Source organism: Streptomyces sp. NPDC001410 (assembly GCF_042895235.1).
In the GTDB taxonomy this organism is placed as follows: Bacteria; Actinomycetota; Actinomycetes; order Streptomycetales; family Streptomycetaceae; genus Streptomyces.
This window is the reverse complement of record NZ_JBIAWE010000001.1, coordinates 28,784-46,749: the sequence shown is the minus strand read 5'-3', so window position 1 is coordinate 46,749 and position 17,966 is coordinate 28,784. Positions and strand designations below refer to the sequence as shown.

The following is a 17,966-nucleotide window of genomic DNA, read 5'->3' as shown; positions in this document are numbered from 1 at the left end:
GCGGCATACCCCCGTCCCCAGGAGGTCGAGAATTTTGAGTCACAAGCGAATGCCCAAGCGCAAGGCCGCGATAGCGGTGGGCGGTGTCGCGGCGCTCGGAGCGGCGGCCCTCCTGCTGCCCAACGCGAACGCGTCACAGGATCAGAACAACGCGGCGGGCGCCGCCGGCACCGCGAAGACCCTGAAGGCCTCGGACGCTTCGGATCTCGCCGCACGGTTGCAGAAGGTGCTCGGTGACGCCGCTGCCGGGTCCTACTACGACAGCGGCAAGAAGCAGCTGGTCGTCAACGTGGTCAGCGGCGACAACAACATCGTCCAGCAGGCCGAGAAGGCCGGTGCGGTCGTCCGCCAGGTGGAGAACAGCGTCTCCGAACTCAAGGCCGCCGCAGGGACGCTGAAGACCAAGGCGACCATCCCGGGCACCGCCTGGGCCGTGGACCCGCGCACCAACAAGGTCGTGGTCAGCGCCGACTCCAGCGTCACCGGCGCCAAGTGGAACCGGCTCCAGTCGACCGTGCAGAGCCTCGGCTCCGGCATGGCGACCCTGAAGAAGTCCGCCGGCACCTTCAAGACCTTCGTCTCCGGCGGCGACGCCATCTTCTCCCAGGTGCAGGGCGGCAACGTGCGCTGCTCCCTCGGCTTCAACGTCAAGGCCTCGGACGGCAGCCCCGCCTTCCTGACGGCCGGTCACTGCGGGGTCGCCGCGAAGGACTGGTCCGACTCCCAGAACGGCCAGCCCATCGCCACCGTGGACCAGGCCAAGTTCCCGGGCAACGACTTCTCCCTCGTGAAGTACAACGACGCCACCACCCAGGCGCCCAGCGAGGTCAACGCCGGCAACGGCCAGACCGTCCCGATCACCCAGGCCCAGGACGCCACCGTCGGCGAGACCGTGTTCCGGATGGGCTCCACCACCGGGCTGCACAACGGCCAGGTGACCGGCCTCGACGCCACCGTCAACTTCCAGAGCGAGACCGACCCGAACGGCGTCGACACCGTCACCGGCCTCATCCAGACCAACGTCTGTGCCGAGCCCGGGGACAGCGGCGGCTCCCTGTTCACCCAGGACGGCGGCGCGGTCGGCCTCACCTCCGGCGGCAGCGGCGACTGCACCAGCGGCGGCGAGACCTTCTTCCAGCCGGTCACCGCCGCGCTGCAGGCCACCGGCGCCACCCTCGGCGACGGCGGCAACGGCGCGGGCGGCCAGGCTGGTGCGGGCGACCAGGCGGGCACCGCCGACCCCTCGGCCTCGGCCGGCGACCAGGCAGGGGCCGGTGACCAGGCCGGCGGCGACCAGATCGGCGGCTCCGCCGACCCGTCCGCCTCGGCGGGCGACCAGAGCGGCGCGGGCACCGGGGACCAGTCCGGTGCGGGCACGGGGGACCAGTCCGGCGCGGGCACGGGCGACGGCTCGTCGTCCCTGACCGACAGTCACTGACCCTCCTCCAGCGGGACACCAACGCTCCCGCACCGGGATTCGGCGGTCCGGCCTTTCGGCTGGGCCGCTGGGTTGTTGCTCACCGGGGTCCGGTGGTCGGGCCTTTCGGCTGGGCCGCTGGGTTGTTGCTCACCGGGATGCGGCGGTCGGGTCTTTTGACGGGACCGGCCGAGCCGTTCCGCACTGGGATCCGGCGGGCTGTCCCCGTGACGGGACCGGCCGAGCTGTCCCGCACTGGGATTTGGTGGTCTGGCCCGCCGGGCTGTCCTCACTGCAGTCCGGCGGGGCGGCCTCTCGACAGCACCGGCTGAGCCGTCCCGCACTGGGATTCGGCGGGCTGTCCCCGCACCGGGGCCGCCCGAGCCGCCCCCGCGGCGGAACCGCCGAGCCGTCCCCAGACTCCCTGGCCGGCCCACCGCGGTTCCGGTCGGCAGGGACGGTCCGGCCCTCCGGCGGGAGGGCCGGACCACGGTGGTCGGGCCAAACCACGGTGGTCGGGCCAAACCACAGTGGTCGGGTCGAACCACAGTGGTCGGGTCGAACCACAGTGGTCGGGTCGGACCACAGTGGTCGGGTCGGACCACAGTGGTCGGGTCGGACCACAGCGGTTGGGTCGGACCACGGTCGTCGGGCCCGGTGGTTCAGCGGTTCTCGTGGGCCCGCAGCAGCAGGACCGCCACGTCGTCCACCCGCTCCCGCGCCGCCGCGCTGTGCCGTACGAGTTCGTCGGCCAGGTTCTCCAGAGGCTGGTCGCCGGCTTCGGCGAGGAGGGCGCCGAGGTCGACCAGGGAGTCCTCGATGTCCACGTCGGGGGACTCCACGAGACCGTCTGTGTAGAGGGCGAGGACCGAGCCCGGGGCCAGGGACACCTCGGTCGTCGGGTACGTGGCCGACGCGTCGATCCCGAGCAGCGGGCCGCCGGCGAGGTCCAGCACCCGCACCTGCCCGTCCGGGCGCCGGAGCAGCGGTGGCGGATGCCCGGCGCGTGCCATCACGGCCTGCCCCTGAGCCGGGTCCAGCCGTAGGTAGAGGCAGCTGGCGAACAGGTCGGCGCCCAGGTCGATGAGCAGCCGGTTGGTGCTGCTCATCACGTCCTGCGGCGCCTGACCCACCGTGGTGTACGCCCGTACCCCGGTGCGGATCTGCCCCATCAGCGCGGCCGCCGTCACGTTGTGCCCCTGGACGTCCCCGATCACCGCCGCGGCCAGCGGCCGGGTCGGCACCAGGTCGTAGAAGTCGCCGCCGATCTCCATGCCCTGAGTGGCCGGCAGATAGCGGGCGGCCGCCTCGATGCCGGGCAGCGCCGCCAGCGTGTGCGGCAGCAGCGACTCCTGCAGCCCCTGCGCCAGCCGGTGCTTGGCGTCGTACAGCTGGGCGCGCTCCAGCGCCTGCGCGATCAGGCCGCCGAGGCTGGTGAGGACCGCCCGCTCGTCGGCGGGGAAGACATGCGGGTCGGCGTACGCCAGCACACACGTGCCCACCGGCCGACCGGACGCGATCAGCGGCAGATACGCCCAGGACGCGAACCCGTCCGGGGGCCGCTTCGGATACAGCCGCGCCATCTGTTCCCACGAGTCGAAGAACGCCGGCACACCGGTGTTCAGGGCCTGGGTGCCCGGGGTGCGTTCGCTCAGCGGCAGCCCGTGGAAGCGCTCCACCACGTACGGGTCCGCGTACCCGCGGTGCCCCAGCACATGCAGCCGCCCCGCCTGCGAAGCGAGGATCACCAGCCCCTGGCAGCCGACCGACGGGGCGACCTCGTCCCACACCAACTGCACGACGTCCTGCACCCCCACCGCCTCGGTCAGCGCCGCGGCCAGGCTCAGCACCTGAGTGATGGTCACCAGCCGCGAGGGCCCCGCCCCCGTCCGCGGCGCGTCCCGCGCCATCTCCGCCACCGCCCGCGCCCGGCTGATCCGCACGCTCAGCCCGGTCGTGCTCGGATACATCCGGAACGAGAGCCACTCGCCCGGCGGGCGCAGCGCCACGAACGACGTCACCTGCTGGCTGATCAGCGCGGCCCGGTACCGGTCCTCGTACACCGGATCGTTCAGCCACGGCACGGACACCCACGGCAGGTTGCCGAGCAGCTCCCCGGAGGGGCGCCCGAGCAGGTCGGCGGCGGCCGCGTTGACGAAGACGATCCGGCCGTGCAGGTCCAGCGACACCAGCCCGTACGGCAGCCGGGACACCATCCGGGTCGCCTCCACCGACCCCAGCGTGTCCGACACGCCCGACAGCGGAGTCGCCAGCAGGTCGACCTCGGGGCCGATCCGCCGGTTCTCCGCCGCGGCCCGCTCCAGCCGCAGAGCCAGCCGCTCGCAGGCCGCCGTCAGAATGTCGCGCTCCCGGTCGGACAGCTCCGGCGGATGCGCGCCGGGCCAGGTCACGAACACGGCGCCGTACACGGTCCCCGCCGTCGCCACCGGCAGCGCGGCCAGCGCGAACGGGTACGGCAGCACCATCGAGATCCGCGGATAGCAGCGCGCCATCTGCTCCTCGCCGCCCACCCACACCAGCCGCCGGTCGCGCACCGCGTCCGCCACCGGGACCGGCGCGCTCAGCCCGACCCGCTCCCACGGCGCCGCGAACGCCCGGGGCATGCCCGCCATCACGGCCATCTCCAGGACCGGCTCATCGGGCCTGAGCAGGTACACCGCGCCGGAGTGCGCGTGCACGTCCTCGATCATCGAGGCCAGCGCAATGGACAGCAGCGGTCGGCCGACCTGAGTGCGGTCGGCCGCCGGTCGCTGTGCCGGCCCTGGCCCGTCGGACACGCCGACCACCTCCTCGCCGGGCCGCGCGTCGCGTCTCGGGGTCAAGGCTGCCTCGCCGGGGCGTGCGGCGCACGGCGAGCGCCCGTCGGCGACCTGCGCAGGTGCCCGGTCGCCCCGGGGGCCTGCGAATACCCCGTCGGGACAGGACCATGCCTGCGCAGCCGAAGCGCGCGGCAGAATACGGGCGCCGGGTGTGCGCCCCCGCGCACCCTGATGGCCGATTCTCTGCGCCCGCGAACGGCGAACGCGTCCAAGAATGGGGCACGCGCGGAACACCTGAAGACGAGAGCCCGGCGATACGGGGCGAAGTAAGGCCGACTGGAGGGGCGGGCAGTGATCCGGGTACTGCTGGTGCACGACGCGTGTCTGGTGCGATCGGTCCTGGCCGAGTGGTTACGGGAGGAGCCTGGCCTGTACGTGGAGGACACGCCCTGGCGTGGCGCGGCAGCGCGGGTACGGTCCGGGTGTCCGGACGTGTGCGCGGCGGACCTGGACTGCGCCGACGGTCATGGCGTGCCGCCGCTCGGCGACCTGTGCCCGCCCGGCACGGGCGGCCGGCCGCCGGCGCTGGTGGTGCTTGCGAGTGCGAATCGTCCCGGGCTCCTGAAACGGGCGGCCGAGGCGGGTGCGCTCGGTTTCGTCGACAAGGCGGGCTCACCGGAGCGGCTGGTGCGCGCGATCCGCTGCGTCGCGGAGAGGGAACGTTTCGTCGATGCGTCGCTGGGCTTCGGCTTCCTCAAGGCGGCGCAGATGCCGCTCACCAGACGCGAGCTGAGCGTGCTGTCCCTGGCGGCCGGCGGGGCGTCCGTCGCGGAGATCGCCGGCAGCCTGCACCTGTCGCACGGCACGGTGCGCAACTACATGGCGGCGATCACCCGCAAGACCGGGGCGCGCAACCGCATCGACGCCATCCGGATATCCCGCGGGGAGGGGTGGGTGTGATCACCGGACCGGTGCGGTGGGCCGTGCCGTCCAGCCGCCGACCAGGTCCCGGTACAGGGCCGAGGTCCGCAGCAGCTCGTCGTGGGTGCCGCAGGCGGTGCGCGAGCCGTCCAGCACCAGGACGCGGTCGGCGCGGCGGGCCGAGCTGATGCGGTGGGCGACGACCACGAGAGTGCCGCCCGGCCGCGCCGCGAACGCCCGCTCGGCCCGTGTCTCTGCCGCCGGGTCCAGGTGACAGGTCGCCTCGTCCAGCAGGGCGAGCGGCGCGGGTGACAGATAGGCCCGGGTCAACGCGATCAGCTGCCGCTCGCCCGCCGACAGCGCGACCGGATCGACCCTGCCGCCGGGCCCGCCCAGCGCCCGCAGCAGCGGCGTCAGCCCGACCGCCTCGGCAGCGGCCAGCAGCTCCGCCTCCGGCACCGGATCCCGGCGGAACAGGCCCAGGTTCTCCGCGAGGGTCCCGCCATGGACGTACGCCTCCTGCGGGATCAGCACGCGACAGGCGGCCGCCTCCGCTCCCGGAACGGCGTGCCCGTACACCCGGATCGCCCCCTCCCGCGCCTCCAGCAGCCCGGCGACGAGCCCCGTGAGCGTCGACTTGCCGACCCCGCTCGGCCCTACGACGGCGAGGTGCGACTCCGCCGGGACCGTGAGGTCGAGTTTGTCGAGGACGGGCTCGCTCGCGGGGCCGTAGGCGAAGGTGACGCAGGTGAGGACCAGGGCGGGGGTGGCGGGCGGCGGGGGTCCCGTGGGCGAGGGGGACTTGCTCCGGTCCTCGGGATGTCGTGCCCCGGGAACCGTCGGCGGGGCGAGGCGCCGTAGGACGACCGTGAGCCGGGACCCGCTGGTGCCCAAGCCGTGGACGAGGTTCTGGAGGGCGGGGAGCAGGGACTGGGTGACGTAGGCGAGGGCGCCCACCAGCGCACCTGGCGTCACGCCGTGGCGCAGCAGCCAGGGCGCGGTGGCGAGCAGCAGGACCACCGGCAGCTCGCCGCCCACCGCCAGGGCAGCCACCCGGGCCACGCTCCAGCGGGCCAGGTTGCGGGCGGCCCGCTGCTCCGCGTCGACCGACTCCGCGACGGTGGCCGCCACCTGCGCCTCGGCACCGGCGGCCGTGACGTCCCGCAGCCCCGGACACACCGCGCCCAGCTCCGCGGCCAGCGCCTCGTCGGCGGCGAGGAAGGCCTCCTGACGCCGGGCCAGCGGCCACAGCGTCGCCGCGAACAGGCACAGCCCGGCCAGCAGCGGGGGCACGACGACCGTCAGCAGCAGCGGGGCCAGCGAGAACAGGCCGATCAGCGCGCCGGCGACGGTGAACAGGAAGGAGCGGGAGACCAGCACCAGTCCCGCCAGCGTGTCCCGGGCGATCTCCACCTGCTGGGTGAGCCCGGACAGCGCCCCGGCGTCCGCCTCCCGCACCCCGCGCCCGACCACGCTCGCCACCAGGCGGTCCCGGACCGGCTCGACCAGCGCGGCCACCACGCCGTACACCCGCCCGGTCCCGTACGCCCCGGCGCCCACCGCGAGCCCGGCCGCGCCGAGCCACAGCAGACCGGCCCGTGCGTTCCCGGTGAGGAACCCGTCGTCCAGCGCCCGGGCCAGCGCATAGCCGGCCAGGAAGGTCTGGCCGGCCTCCAGGACCGACCAGAGCCCGAGCCGGACCAGCACCCGCCATCGCGCCCGTCCCGCACCCAGGACCCGCGCCCGCGCGTTCATGCCCCGAACACCGCCCGGTACTCCGCGTCCCGCCACAGCTCGGCATGGGGGCCCACCGCTCGTATCCGGCCCCCGTCCAGCCAGGCGACGGCGTCGGCGCGGGCCGCCGTGGCCGTGCGATGGGCGATCAGCAGACGGGTCGGGCCCGCGCCCGGGGCCAGCAGGGACTGGGCGATCCGGTGCTCGGTGACCGTGTCGAGGCTGGAGAGGGCGTCGTCGAGGATCAGCAGGCGGCCGCCGTGGGCGAAGGCGCGGGCGAGGCCGAGGCGCTGGGACTCGCCGCCGGAGCGGGGCGCGTCGGCGCAGCGGGTGGCGTAGCCGTCGGGCAGGCGGCGGACGAAGCCGTCGGCGTGGGCCGTGCGCGCGGCCGACCGGATCCGGTCCGGGGAGGGCGTGGTGAGCCCGAACGCGATGGCGTCCTCGACGGTCGTGCCGAGCAGGGCGGGTCGTTCGAAGGCGTAGGAGACCGCGCCGCGCAGGTCGGCGTGGCCGAGGTCGCGCAGGGGGATCCCGTCGAGCAGGACCTCGCCCGCGTCCGGGTCGGCGAGCCGGCCGGCGAGTTCGGCCAGCAGGGACTTGCCCGTCCCGGAGCGGCCGACCACGGCGAGGGTCGTGCCACCGGGGACGAGCAGGTCCACGCCGTCCAGGACGGTGCGGCCGCCCCGGCCCGCCGTCACACCGCGCAGCTCCAGCTGCCCGGAGCCGGACGGCAGCCCTCGGGTGCCGTACCCTGGCGCCGGCTCGGCCAGCACCTCGGCGAGCCGTGCGGTCGCCGCCCGGGCACGGGAGAGTGCGGCCAGTTGTCCGACCAGCACGCCGACTCCCGTGGCGAGGACGGCGTACCGGGAGGCGGCCAGCACCTCGCCCACCGACAGGCGATGGCGGGCGAGCAGCAGCCCGGCCACCGCGACCACGCCCAGGTTCAGCAGCGGTGCCACGGTGACCGCCTGTGCGGCGGCCCGCCCCTGCACCCGCCACATGCGGTGCCCGGCGCGCGACAGTTCGGGCAGCGGTGCGAGGATCCGGGCCGTCTCGCGGTCCTCCGCGCCCGCGGCCCGGATGGTGCGGAAGCCGCCGACCGCCTCCGTGAGAGCGGCCGCCAGCCGCCCCTGCACCCGCTGGTAGTCGGCCACGCACGCCGAGGTGTCCCGGGCGAAGGCCCGCAGCAGCAGCGCCAGTACCGGCGCACCGGCCAGAAACACCGCCACAAGCCACGGGTCGATGAGCCCGAGCGCCACCACGCCCCCGACCGGCCCGGCGAGCGCGGCGACCAGCGCGGCCACCGCGGCCGGCGCCGTCCCCGCCTGCGCGGCGTTGCCGACCAGCCGCGCCACCAGGTCCCCGGCGCCGAACCGGGCGCCGGCGCGCGGGCCCAGGGCCAGCACCTGCCCGGTGACCCGGCGGCGCAGCCACGCGGTGGACCGGGCGTCGACCGTGCCGGTGAGCACGCCCGCGCATCCGTCCAGCACGGCGATCAGCAGCACCAGGGCCGCGCAGCAGGCCACCCAGCGGGTTGCCGGAGCGTGGGCGAGCAGCAGGTCGAGGGTCCGGCCGAGCGCGGCGGGCAGCAGCAGTCCGGCGGCCGTGGCGGCCGTGCTCACGGCGCACAGGGCCGCGCAGCGGGCGCCGCCGTGCCGGAGCACGGCACGCGGCAGACGAGCGGGAGCTTCGGGGGAGGGCGTCATCGGCTGCGGCCTCGCGTCGGGGCGGACGGGAAGGCTCCGGGCAGCCCCTCCAGGACGGGGGAGGGGGCTGCCCGGAGCCGTGGACTCACCGGCCCGGTCAGAGACAGAGCAGGATGCTCGCCGCCGAGACGCAGGACAGCAGGCTCACCGTGCTCGCGCCGGTGTGGGACAGCTCGTCGGACTCCAGGGTCTGCAGGTCGAGAAGTGCCATGATCGTGTCCTTTCCCTTCATCGGGGACGGGGTTGTGTCACGACTCCGTCAGGTCGCGGAGCCGCGGGTGGGGGCCGCCGGTGGCGGCGGAAGGAAGGGCAGGTGCGCGGTGCGCCCGGCGTCGTGGGCCGCCGCGAGCGCGAGCAGGCAGCCTGCCGTTCCGGTGGCCAGGTCCATGGAGAGCCGCATCATCTGGTGCCCGGGGAAGGCGAGTTGGCCCTGATAGGCCATCGCCAGCCAGCCGAGCCCGTCGATCTGCTGCGCGAGTCGCTCCCGCCCGGCACCCGGCGCGGTACTGCGGGCGAGGTGCAGCACCATGCCGGCGCGGCCCTGGAACAGACCGGGCTGTGCGTAGAAACGGGAGGTGGCGGCGGTCAGGACGCCCGCCCGGGCCCGCTCGAACTCCCTTGCGGTGTCGGCTGATTCGATGAGAGCGCCGCCCGCCTCCGCCAGGTAGTCGTCGAGGACCAGCCCGATCCCCACGCTCCCGTCGCCGAGGTACGGCAGCGTCCGCCGGCCCTCGTCCACCTCCAGGGCGCCGCTCGCCTCCTGGACGACGCAGCAGGCCAGGTCGCGCCGGAGTGCCTCGGTGGCCGCCGCCAGCAGCCGGGGTTCACCGGTCTCCTGGTACCGCCGCAGCAGGAACAGCGCGGGCCCGCTCGCGCCCCGCAGCAGCCCGGCCCGCCGCCGGGGCGGGTCCGGGACCGGTTCGGCGAGGCGTCGCAGAAGGATCTCGGCGGCCTCGGCGGCACGATCGCGCAGCGCCGGCTCGCCGGTCGCGGTCGCCAGCTCGCCGAGGACCAGGCCGAGTCCGGCGAGGCCGCCGTGCAGGTCGGAGGAGAGGTTGCGCCAGTTCTCCCGCAGCACGCCGCCGATCAGCTCCAGCGCCCGCTGCCGGTGGCCGAGCCGGTCCAGGACCAGGGCCACGCCCGCGAGACCGTCGTACAGGCCGAGCGGGGTGCCGGGCGGCGGCGGGGCGGTGTGGTCCAGCAGCCAGCGCTCGCCCTCGTCGTACCGGCCGGCGCCGGAGACCTCCAGCGCGTACAGCACCCCGGCCGCGCCGTGCGCGAGTCCGAGGCCGCCGCCGTCGGAGAACTGGGCGATGTCGCCCGGGAAGAGCCGGTCGTCGCGCTCCGGGGTCGCTGCGGCGAGGATCGCCTTGACCATGGAGTCCCGGCTGTAGGGCCAGTCGCCCGGCACCACCGGCGGAGCGGACGTACGACGGGCTCGCCCGCCCGCGATGTCCCGGGTGATCTCCGCGACCGCCTCGTCCAGGAAGGCGCGCGGCACGTCCGGGAACTGCTCCGCGATGACGTCGGCCAGATGGGCCGCCTTGCCGCGGTCCACCACGAACAGCGTGGTCACCGGCAGGAACAGGGCCAGGCGCAGACAGGCCAGCGCGTACCGGTCGACATCGATGCCCCGGCGGTCCGGCGGGGCGAAGAAGCCCGGGTGGGCCACCGTCTGCCGGCCGTTCTCCGCGGCCGGGGCTGCCGCCTCGAAGTCGATGAGATACACCGTCTCCTCGTCCGGGGCGACCATGACGTTGAAGACGTGCAGGTCGTGGAAGACCAGCCCGCGCGCGTGCACCGCCGCCACAGCCCGCTCCACCGCCGCGTGGATGCGCAGCGCCCACGCCGTGTACGACGCCACCTTCGCCGGATCCGGGTCGGACGTGAGCAGCGGATGCCGTTCGGCGAAGAACGAGTTGAGCGGGCGGCCCTCGAGGAAGTCCATCACCAGGAACCGGTGGTCGCCGAGCGTGAACCAGTCCCGCACCTCCGGCACCACGCCCGTCCCGGCGACCCGCTCCAGCGCGGCCTTCTCCCGCGCCAGCCGTTCCACCGCGTCCGCCCCGTCGGCGGCGAGCCCCGCGTGCGGACGCCCCTCCTTCAGCACCACCCGGCGCCCGTCCCGGGTGTCCGTGCCGACGTACACCCCGCCGCCGTTGGAGAAGTGCAGCGCCTTCTCGATGCGGTACGGCAGCCCGCCCACCGTCGTGGTGTTGCGGGCCTCCAGGTGCGGGCGCAGGAACTCCGGCAGCGTCACCCACTCGGGCACCTGGAACGACGGGGCCCGCCGGTCCGGGACCAGGCGCCCCTCGCCGTCGGTCACGGCCAGGACCAGCGAACCGCGCTCGTCGACGACGAACCGGCGCGCGAAGGCGCCGTAGCGGACGTAGAGCGGGCCGTCGTGCCAGCGCAGGTCGGTCAGGACGTACGGCCCCTCGCAGCCCTCCAGCAGCGCGCCCAGCCCGCGCAGCACCTCGTGCAGCTGTTCCTCGTCGGCGGGGTAGACGGTGACGAACTTGCCGCTGGTGTCGCGGCCCGCGTACTTGGCGTTGCGCAGGTGCAGCAGATGCGGGGACGGCACGAACTTGAACGGGATGCGGCGCGGCACGCAGTAGTCCCACACGATCCCGGCGATCCGCTCCGCATCGGCCGCCGTCGCCGATGAGTGGATCTTCCAGCCCTGGGCCGGCGACGGCAGCGGCTCGCCGTCCCCGCCGAGCGGGGTCAGCGTCAGCCAGTCGCCGGAGCGCGCCGCGCGCCAGCCGTCGGGGACCGCGCGCCGCGCCGTCGGGAACAGCGGTGCGGGCTCACTCCCGGCCGCCGAGAGCCGGTCGGGCGTGTCGTAGAAGTGCCCGTCTGCCAGCGCGTACACCTCGTACCGCTTGTCCATGCGTCTCCCGCCCCTCCTTCGGTTGACCCGGTAGACACTCGCAGCAGGCGGACGGACGCGGACAGTAACGACTGTCACGAGATCACCGTGCGGAACGCACGGGTAAAGATGTGTTCGGCGGCTTTCGAGCCGCGTCTCCACAGACGGCACGCGGAGCCTTCACAGGGGCTGCGCAGGCGGCTCATACGCGCTGTAATGGCCAAGTGGCCAGTGAGGGTGCTGCGGTGCGCAGAACGAGAGCCGAGCGTGCCGAAATCGCCCTTGAAACACTCATCGCCGTGCCCGCCTCTCCCGACCGGCTGCGCCGGGTCCTCGAACAGGCACTCGTGTTCGCCGGGGCGGCGTTCGTGGGCGTCTACGTGCCCGGTGCCGATCCCTCCGTGCTTTGTCTGGCCGAGTCGGCGGGTCTGCCCCGCACGCTGTACGGCCTGCGCGACGGCTATCCGGCCACGGGCGGCTCCCCGGTCGCCGAGGCCCACCGCACCGGGCGGCCCCGATGGCTCGGCCCGGACGAGCTGGCCGACTGCGCCGATGCACGCCGTACTCCGTCGGCCGAGTTCTCCGTAGGCGCGCTGCCGCTCGGTCCGGCCGGCAGCGGCTGTCTGCTCGCCGTCAGCGAGCACCCCGGCGGATTCGGCACCGACGACCGCGCCTGCCTGGAGCTGATCGCCCGCGCGGTCGCCGTGCCCGTGCCGGCCGGCCTGGGCGCCGACACCGGTGAGCTGCCCGGCGACGCGTTCAGTCTGGCGATGGACAGCGGCCGGGTCGAGGTCGGCGACGAGATCCTGCGCCTCTTCGGGATCGGCCGGGACACCTTCGACGGCAAGGTGGAGACACTGCTCGCCCTCACCGTGCCCGAGGACCTGCCCGCGCTGATGTCGGTGGTCGAGGCCGACCACATGTCCATCGGCGACCGCGAGCTGGAGTTCCGCGCCCTGCAGCCCTCCGGACCGCCCAGGTGGCTGCGGCTGAGCGGCCGGCTGCTGCCCGGCGGCGAGGGGCACCCGGCCCGGCTCGTCGGCACCGTCGCGGACGCCTCCACCGTGCGCTCCGGCGTCACCGACGTGGCTCGCGTGCAGCGGCTGGCCGCCGCCCTCGCCATGGCCGGCACCGTCAAGGACGTCGGCAAGGCCGTCGTCGACGCCCTGCGCAAACCCCTCAAGGCCGACCGTATCGCCCTCGCCGAGCTGGAGAACGACCGCCTCGTCGTCACCGTCCTCGACCCGCCCGAACCCGAGGCCTGGCCCGAACTGTGGCGCTCCGAGTGGCGCACCGAATGGCCCGACGCACCGGTGCGCGCCATGCCCACCCTCGCCGCCGCCCTGCGCGAGGGCCGCACCCGGATCTGGCCCGCGGGCTCCCCGCTGGAGCCCGCCCTCGCCGGCGTCGGCCCCGGCGGCCTCGCCGTGCTGCCGCTGCCCGCGGGCGGCCGCATGGCCGGCGCCTGCCTGGTCGGCTGGGACCAGCCGCACGAGTTCACCCCCGACGAGCGTGCGCTGCTCACCGCCTCCGCCGGCCTCGCCGGGCAGGCCCTGCTGCGCGCCCACGCCTTCGACGCCGAGCACGAACTCGTCGGCATGCTCCAGCGCACCCTGCTGCCCCGCCGCCTGCCCCGGCTGCCCGGCGCGGTCGCCGTCGCCCGGTACCTGCCCACCACCGCGGGCCTTGAGGTCGGCGGCGACTGGTACGACGTGATCCCGCTCGCCGACAACCACGTCGCCTTCGTCATCGGCGACGTCCAGGGCCACAACGCGGGCGCCGCCACCCTGATGGGCCAGATGCGCACCGCCCTGCGCGCCTACGCCGCCGAGGGCCACACCCCGGACGTGGTCGTCGCGCACGCCAACCGGCTGCTGCTGGACATGGAGACCGACCTCTTCGCCACCTGCTGCTACGTCGACGTCGACATGGAGCAGGGCACCGCCTGGTGCGTGCGCGCCGGTCATCTGCCGCCGGTGCTGCGCCACCCCGACGGCACGACCGAGATCGTCGAGGCCGAGGGCGGCCCGCCGCTCGGGGTGCTCACCCAGGCCGAGTTCCCGATCACCCCGCTCCGCCTCCAGCCCGGCACGGTCCTCGCGCTCACGACCGACGGTCTGGTGGAGTCCGCCGAGACCGACATCGACGCGGGCCTCGACCGGCTCACGAGCGAACTCGCCGCCGCCGACCCCGGCCACCTCGGCCTCGTCGCCGACGCCCTGCTCACCGGCGCCCACCGCGGCGACGACGTCGCCCTGCTGCTGATGCGCTACGACGGCATGGCCGTACGCCCGCTGCGCGAGACCTGGACCGTGTGGCGGGTCCCCGAAGCGGTCCGGCACGCCCGCCGCTTCACCCGGCGCACCCTGCGCACCTGGGGCGTCCCGTCCGACACCATGGACACGGCCCTCCTGGTCGTCTCCGAACTGGTCACCAACGCCCTCGTGCACACCAACGGCCAGGTGCGCCTCGACCTCAGCCTGGTCAACCACCGGCTGCGGCTCGCCGTCGCCGACACCTCGCCACGCAGCCCCGTCAAGAACACCAACGTCGGCTGGGAGGCCACCGGCGGCCGCGGCATCCTGCTGGTGGAGGCGGTGTCGGAGGCCTGGGGGACGGTGCCGGTCAGCGGCGGCAAACAGGTGTGGGCCGACCTCGCCCCCGAGACCTGACGGCCACTCGGGTACCGGTCGGGGCCACTCCCGGCAGGTCGGAGGAGCCCGCGGGCCCGCCGTGCCTAGGGTCTCCTGTCGTGGCACACACCTTCGAAGAACTGGTGGAGAAGCAGCGCGCGGCCGCCGCGGCGCACCGCATGGTCGAGGAACTGCGCGACACCTACGGCCCGCCCGCCGAGCGCGGGATGACGGGCGCCCAGTCGGACACCTACGAGACGGCCCTGCGTGCCTGGCGGGAGCTCGCGCGGGACGTGCAGACCGCGGTGAGCGAGTTCGCCCGGCAGACGGACCGGCCGCGTGCCGAGGTGGAGGCCGAGGTGGAGCGGGCGGCGGCTGCGGGGGACACATGAGCCGAGCCGGCCGCCGAGCCGAGCGGCTCGCGGACGCGGCGGACGCCCGGCTGCCCCTCCTGGAGGGCGGGCAGCTGCTGCGCAAGGCGTTCCCCGAGCACTGGTCCTTCCTGCTCGGCGAAATCGCCCTCTACAGCCTGCTCGTGCTGATCGTGACCGGGGTGTGGCTGACCTTCTTCTTCCAGCCGGAGATGCGCGAGGTCGTCTACCACGGCTCCTACGAGCCGCTGCAGGGCGTGCTCATGTCGGCGGCCTTCGACTCCACCCTGCGCATCAGCTTCGACGTGCGCGGCGGACTGCTGATCCGGCAGGCCCACCACTGGGCCGCGCTCGTGTTCGTCGCCGCGATCGGCCTGCACATGCTGCGGATCTTCTTCACCGGGGCCTTCCGTCGGCCCCGCGAGCTGAACTGGGCGATCGGGCTCACCCTGTTCGTCCTGGCGCTCGCCGAGGGCTTCGCCGGCTACTCGCTCCCCGACGACCTGCTCTCCGGCACCGGCCTGCGCATCGCCCAGGGCATCATGCTCTCCCTCCCGGTGGTCGGCACGTACGTGGCCTTCTTCGTCTTCGGCGGCCAGTTCCCGGGCCACGACATCATCACCCGGCTCTACCCGATGCACATCCTGCTGCTCCCGGGCGCGCTCATCGGCCTGGTGACGGTGCATCTGACCCTGGTGTTCTATCTGAAGCACACCCAGTGGCGCGGCCCCCGCCGCAGCAACCGCAATGCCGTCGGCAAGCCGCTCCTCCCGCACTTCACCGCCCTCACCGCGGGCCTGGCCATGACCGCCTCCGGCGTGCTCGTGCTGCTGTCCGGCCTTGCCCAGATCAACCCGATCTGGAACTACGGCCCCTACCGCCCCGATGTGATCTCCACCGGCTCCCAGCCCGACTGGTACGTCGGCTTCCTGGAGGGCTCGCTGCGGCTGGTGCCGCCGTGGGAGACCAACCTCGCCGGACACACCTTCATGTGGAACGTGCTGCTCCCGGCCGTCGTCCTGCCCGGCCTGCTCTTCACCGTGCTGTACGCCTACCCGTTCGTGGAGCAGCGCCTGACGGGGGAGTGGCATCACGAGCAGCACCTGTGCGACCGGCCGCGCGAGCGTCCCGTGCGCACCGGCCTCGGGGTGGCGGGCACCGTCTTCTTCGCCGTGCTGCTGCTGGCGGGCGGCAACGACATCATCGCCCTGACCTTCCGCATCTCCGTCAATGCCGTGACCTGGGTGCTGCGCGTGGCCCTCGTGGTCGCGCCGGTCCTCGCCTTCCTGGTGACCCGCTGGCTGTGCCGGGCGCTGACGGAGGCCGAGTGCGCGCGCCTCGCCGAGGGCGTGTCCACCGGCGAGATCCGCCAGAGCCTGACCGGCGCCTACGAGAGCGACCACGAGCGCGTCGAGCGGTTCCGGCCCGGCGCGCCGCGCAGGCCGCTCACCGGTGGACGTACTGGAACACCATCCCGTAGACGCCGCGCGCCAGAACACCCAGACCGATGAGGAACAGCCACAGCCCGAAGACCACGCCGGTCGCCGCCACCGCGAACCCGAGCGCGGTGAGGATGGGCCACGGGCTCTCGTCCGGGAAGAACGCCACCGGCCCGGCCCCGTCCACCACCTCCGCGTCCTTGCGGTCCTGCGCCCGTTTCCCGCGGCGCCGGTACTGGATCAGGTAGAAGAAGGCGTCCAGCGCCGCCATCCCGAACGCGACGACCAGCACCGTCGTGCCCGTGTCGTCCTGGGACCACACCCCGTACAGGGCGGCGGTCCCGCCGAAGAACAGGGCCACCCCGCCGAACAGAATCGCCTCGGCCTTCACCGCAGCCCCCTCTGCCCGGTGTCCTCGGCCATCTGGGCGACCTCCGGATGATGCAGGTCGAAGGCCGGCGACTCCGACCGCACCCGGGGCAGTGCCAGGAAGTTGTGGCGCGGCGGGGGGCAGGACGTCGCCCACTCCAGTCCCCGCCCCCATCCCCACGGGTCGTCCTCGGTGACCTTCTCGGCCGTCGTGGAGGTGCGCCAGACGTTGTAGAGGAACGGCAGCGTGGAGAGGCCGAGCAGGAACGCGCCCACCGACGACAGGGTGTTGAGCAGCGTGAAGCCGTCCGAGGGCAGGTAGTCCGCGTACCGGCGGGGCATCCCCTCCTCGCCGAGCCAGTGCTGCACGAAGAAGGTCAGCTGGAACGAGGGGAACAGCAGCCAGAAGTGCAGTGTCCCGAGCCGCTCGTCCAGCATCTTCCCGGTGAACTTCGGCCACCAGAAGTAGAAGCCGGCGAACATCGCGAACACCACCGTCCCGAACAGCACGTAGTGCAGGTGCGCGACGATGAAGTACGAGTCGGTGAGGTGGAAGTCCAGCGGCGGCGACGCGATCAGCACCCCGCTCAACCCGCCCAGCAGGAAGGTCACCAGGAACCCCAGCGACCACAGCATCGGCGTCTCGAACGAGACGGACCCGCGGACCATCGTCCCGATCCACGCGAAGAACTTGATGCCCGTGGGCACCGCGATCAGGAACGACATGATGGCGAAGAACGGCAGCAACACCGCGCCTGTCGCGAACATGTGATGCGCCCACACCACCGCCGACAGCATGGTGATGGCGATCGTCGCCCCGATCATCGGCAGATAGCCGAACAGCGGCTTGCGGGAGAACACCGGAATGATCTCGGAGACGATCCCGAAGAAGGGCAGCGCCACGATGTAGACCTCCGGATGCCCGAAGAACCAGAACAGGTGCTGCCACAGCACAGCACCCCCGTTCGCCGCGTCGAAGACGCGCGAGCCGAACTTCCGGTCCGACTCCAGCACCAGCAGGTCCGCCGTCAGCACCGGGAACGCGGGCAGCACCAGGATCGAGGTGAACAGCACGTTCCAGGTGAACATCGGCATCCGGAACATGGTCATGCCCGGCGCCCGCAGGCACACGATCGTCGCGATGAAGTTGACCGCGCCCAGCGTCGTCGACACACCGGTCACCACCAGCCCCATCGTCCACAGGTCACCGCCCGCTCCGGGGGAGAAGTAGGCGCTGTTCAGCGGCGCGTACGCGAACCAGCCGAACGCGGCCGCACCTCCCGGCACCAGGAACCCGGACACCACCATCAGCCCGCCGAACAGGTACATCCAGTACGACAGCGCGTTCAGCCGTGGGAAGGCCACGTCCGGCGCGCCGATCTGCAGCGGCATCACCGCGTTGGTGAAACCGGCGAACATCGGCGTCGCGAACAGCAGCATCATGATCGTGCCGTGGATGGTGAAGAACTCGTTGTAGCCCTGCATGCTCAGGAACTGCAGCCCCGGCCGGGCCAGTTCGGCGCGCATCGCGAGGGCCAGCAGCCCGGCGAGGAGAAAGAAACAGAACGCCGTGACCATGTAGAGCCGGCCGATCACCTTGTGGTCGGTCGTGCAGGCCCAGCGCAGCAGGGTCCGGCCGGGCCGCGGGGCGGGGGCCGTGTACCGCGCGACGATCTTTCCGGTATCGGAAATGTCGGGTAGTTCCGTCATCGCCGGTGACGCTA

General features: G+C 73.6%; 12 protein-coding genes. 5 read left to right on the top strand and 7 right to left on the bottom strand.

Annotated features, from left to right (window positions below; translation table 11 throughout):
* Positions 1-49: 49 nt before the first annotated feature.
* Entirely contained in the window at positions 50-1,438 is a 1,389-nt protein-coding gene (locus tag ACFY3C_RS00190) for a S1 family peptidase (RefSeq protein WP_390769087.1), read from the top strand.
* 641 nt (positions 1,439-2,079) lie between these two features.
* Here ACFY3C_RS00190 and ACFY3C_RS00185 read toward each other — a convergent pair.
* Positions 2,080-4,224 (bottom strand): SpoIIE family protein phosphatase, encoded by a 2,145-nt coding sequence (locus ACFY3C_RS00185; RefSeq protein WP_390769528.1) that lies wholly within the window; start codon positions 4,222-4,224, stop codon positions 2,080-2,082.
* Between the two features lie 324 nt (positions 4,225-4,548).
* Here ACFY3C_RS00185 and ACFY3C_RS00180 point away from each other — a divergent pair, with 324 nt between their 5' ends.
* A complete protein-coding gene (locus ACFY3C_RS00180; RefSeq protein ID WP_390769086.1) occupies positions 4,549-5,157 on the top strand; it encodes a LuxR C-terminal-related transcriptional regulator in 609 nt (202 codons plus the stop codon).
* Here ACFY3C_RS00180 and ACFY3C_RS00175 read toward each other — a convergent pair whose 3' ends face one another.
* From ACFY3C_RS00175 to lanKC, 4 genes are all read right to left on the bottom strand, one after another.
* The gene (locus ACFY3C_RS00175; RefSeq protein ID WP_390769085.1) at positions 5,158-6,873 is read right to left on the bottom strand and encodes an ATP-binding cassette domain-containing protein; all 1,716 of its coding nucleotides are present in this window, start codon (positions 6,871-6,873) and stop codon (positions 5,158-5,160) included. It abuts the gene before it with no gap.
* Complete coding sequence (locus ACFY3C_RS00170; protein ID WP_390769084.1) at positions 6,870-8,558, bottom strand: ABC transporter ATP-binding protein; 1,689 nt, start codon at positions 8,556-8,558, stop codon at positions 6,870-6,872. The genes ACFY3C_RS00175 and ACFY3C_RS00170 overlap by 4 nt, the downstream gene beginning before the upstream one ends.
* Before the next feature lie 97 nt (positions 8,559-8,655).
* Entirely contained in the window at positions 8,656-8,769 is a 114-nt protein-coding gene (locus ACFY3C_RS00165; RefSeq protein WP_094222020.1) for a SapB/AmfS family lanthipeptide, read from the bottom strand.
* Between the two features lie 48 nt (positions 8,770-8,817).
* Complete coding sequence (lanKC, locus tag ACFY3C_RS00160) at positions 8,818-11,451, bottom strand: class III lanthionine synthetase LanKC (protein ID WP_390769083.1); 2,634 nt, start codon at positions 11,449-11,451, stop codon at positions 8,818-8,820.
* 203 nt (positions 11,452-11,654) lie between these two features.
* On the opposite strand from lanKC, the gene ACFY3C_RS00155 reads away from it, so the two are divergent.
* The 3 genes from ACFY3C_RS00155 to ACFY3C_RS00145 all read left to right on the top strand — a co-directional run bounded on the left by ACFY3C_RS00155 (position 11,655) and on the right by ACFY3C_RS00145 (position 15,945).
* Positions 11,655-14,102: a SpoIIE family protein phosphatase gene (locus tag ACFY3C_RS00155; protein WP_390769082.1), complete on the top strand. Its 2,448-nt coding sequence runs from the start codon at positions 11,655-11,657 to the stop codon at positions 14,100-14,102.
* An 80-nt stretch (positions 14,103-14,182) separates the two neighbouring features.
* Positions 14,183-14,455, top strand: coding sequence for a hypothetical protein (locus tag ACFY3C_RS00150; protein WP_390769081.1), 273 nt, complete (start codon positions 14,183-14,185; stop codon positions 14,453-14,455).
* The gene (locus tag ACFY3C_RS00145; RefSeq protein ID WP_390769080.1) at positions 14,452-15,945 is read left to right on the top strand and encodes a cytochrome bc complex cytochrome b subunit; all 1,494 of its coding nucleotides are present in this window, start codon (positions 14,452-14,454) and stop codon (positions 15,943-15,945) included. The genes ACFY3C_RS00150 and ACFY3C_RS00145 overlap by 4 nt, the downstream gene beginning before the upstream one ends.
* Here ACFY3C_RS00145 and ACFY3C_RS00140 read toward each other — a convergent pair.
* Both ACFY3C_RS00140 and ctaD read right to left on the bottom strand, forming a co-directional pair.
* Positions 15,881-16,264 (bottom strand): cytochrome c oxidase subunit 4, encoded by a 384-nt coding sequence (locus ACFY3C_RS00140; RefSeq protein WP_390769079.1) that lies wholly within the window; start codon positions 16,262-16,264, stop codon positions 15,881-15,883. The genes ACFY3C_RS00145 and ACFY3C_RS00140 overlap by 65 nt on opposite strands.
* Positions 16,261-17,952, bottom strand: a complete 1,692-nt coding sequence (gene ctaD, locus ACFY3C_RS00135; RefSeq protein WP_390769078.1) for a cytochrome c oxidase subunit I — start codon at positions 17,950-17,952, stop codon at positions 16,261-16,263. Before ctaD ends, ACFY3C_RS00140 begins: the two co-directional genes overlap by 4 nt.
* Between the last annotated feature and the right edge of the window lie 14 nt (positions 17,953-17,966).

Excerpts from the sequence above, each read along its gene's own strand:
- lanKC (WP_390769083.1), bottom strand. The coding sequence starts at position 11,451 with ATGGACAAGCGGTACGAGGTGTACGCGCTGGCAGACGGGCACTTCTAC.
- ACFY3C_RS00145 (WP_390769080.1), top strand. The coding sequence starts at position 14,452 with ATGAGCCGAGCCGGCCGCCGAGCCGAGCGGCTCGCGGACGCGGCGGAC.
- ctaD (WP_390769078.1), bottom strand. The coding sequence starts at position 17,952 with ATGACGGAACTACCCGACATTTCCGATACCGGAAAGATCGTCGCGCGG.
- ACFY3C_RS00175 (WP_390769085.1), bottom strand. The coding sequence starts at position 6,873 with ATGAACGCGCGGGCGCGGGTCCTGGGTGCGGGACGGGCGCGATGGCGG.
- ACFY3C_RS00170 (WP_390769084.1), bottom strand. The coding sequence starts at position 8,558 with ATGACGCCCTCCCCCGAAGCTCCCGCTCGTCTGCCGCGTGCCGTGCTC.
- ACFY3C_RS00190 (WP_390769087.1), top strand. The coding sequence starts at position 50 with ATGCCCAAGCGCAAGGCCGCGATAGCGGTGGGCGGTGTCGCGGCGCTC.
- ACFY3C_RS00165 (WP_094222020.1), bottom strand. The coding sequence starts at position 8,769 with ATGGCACTTCTCGACCTGCAGACCCTGGAGTCCGACGAGCTGTCCCAC.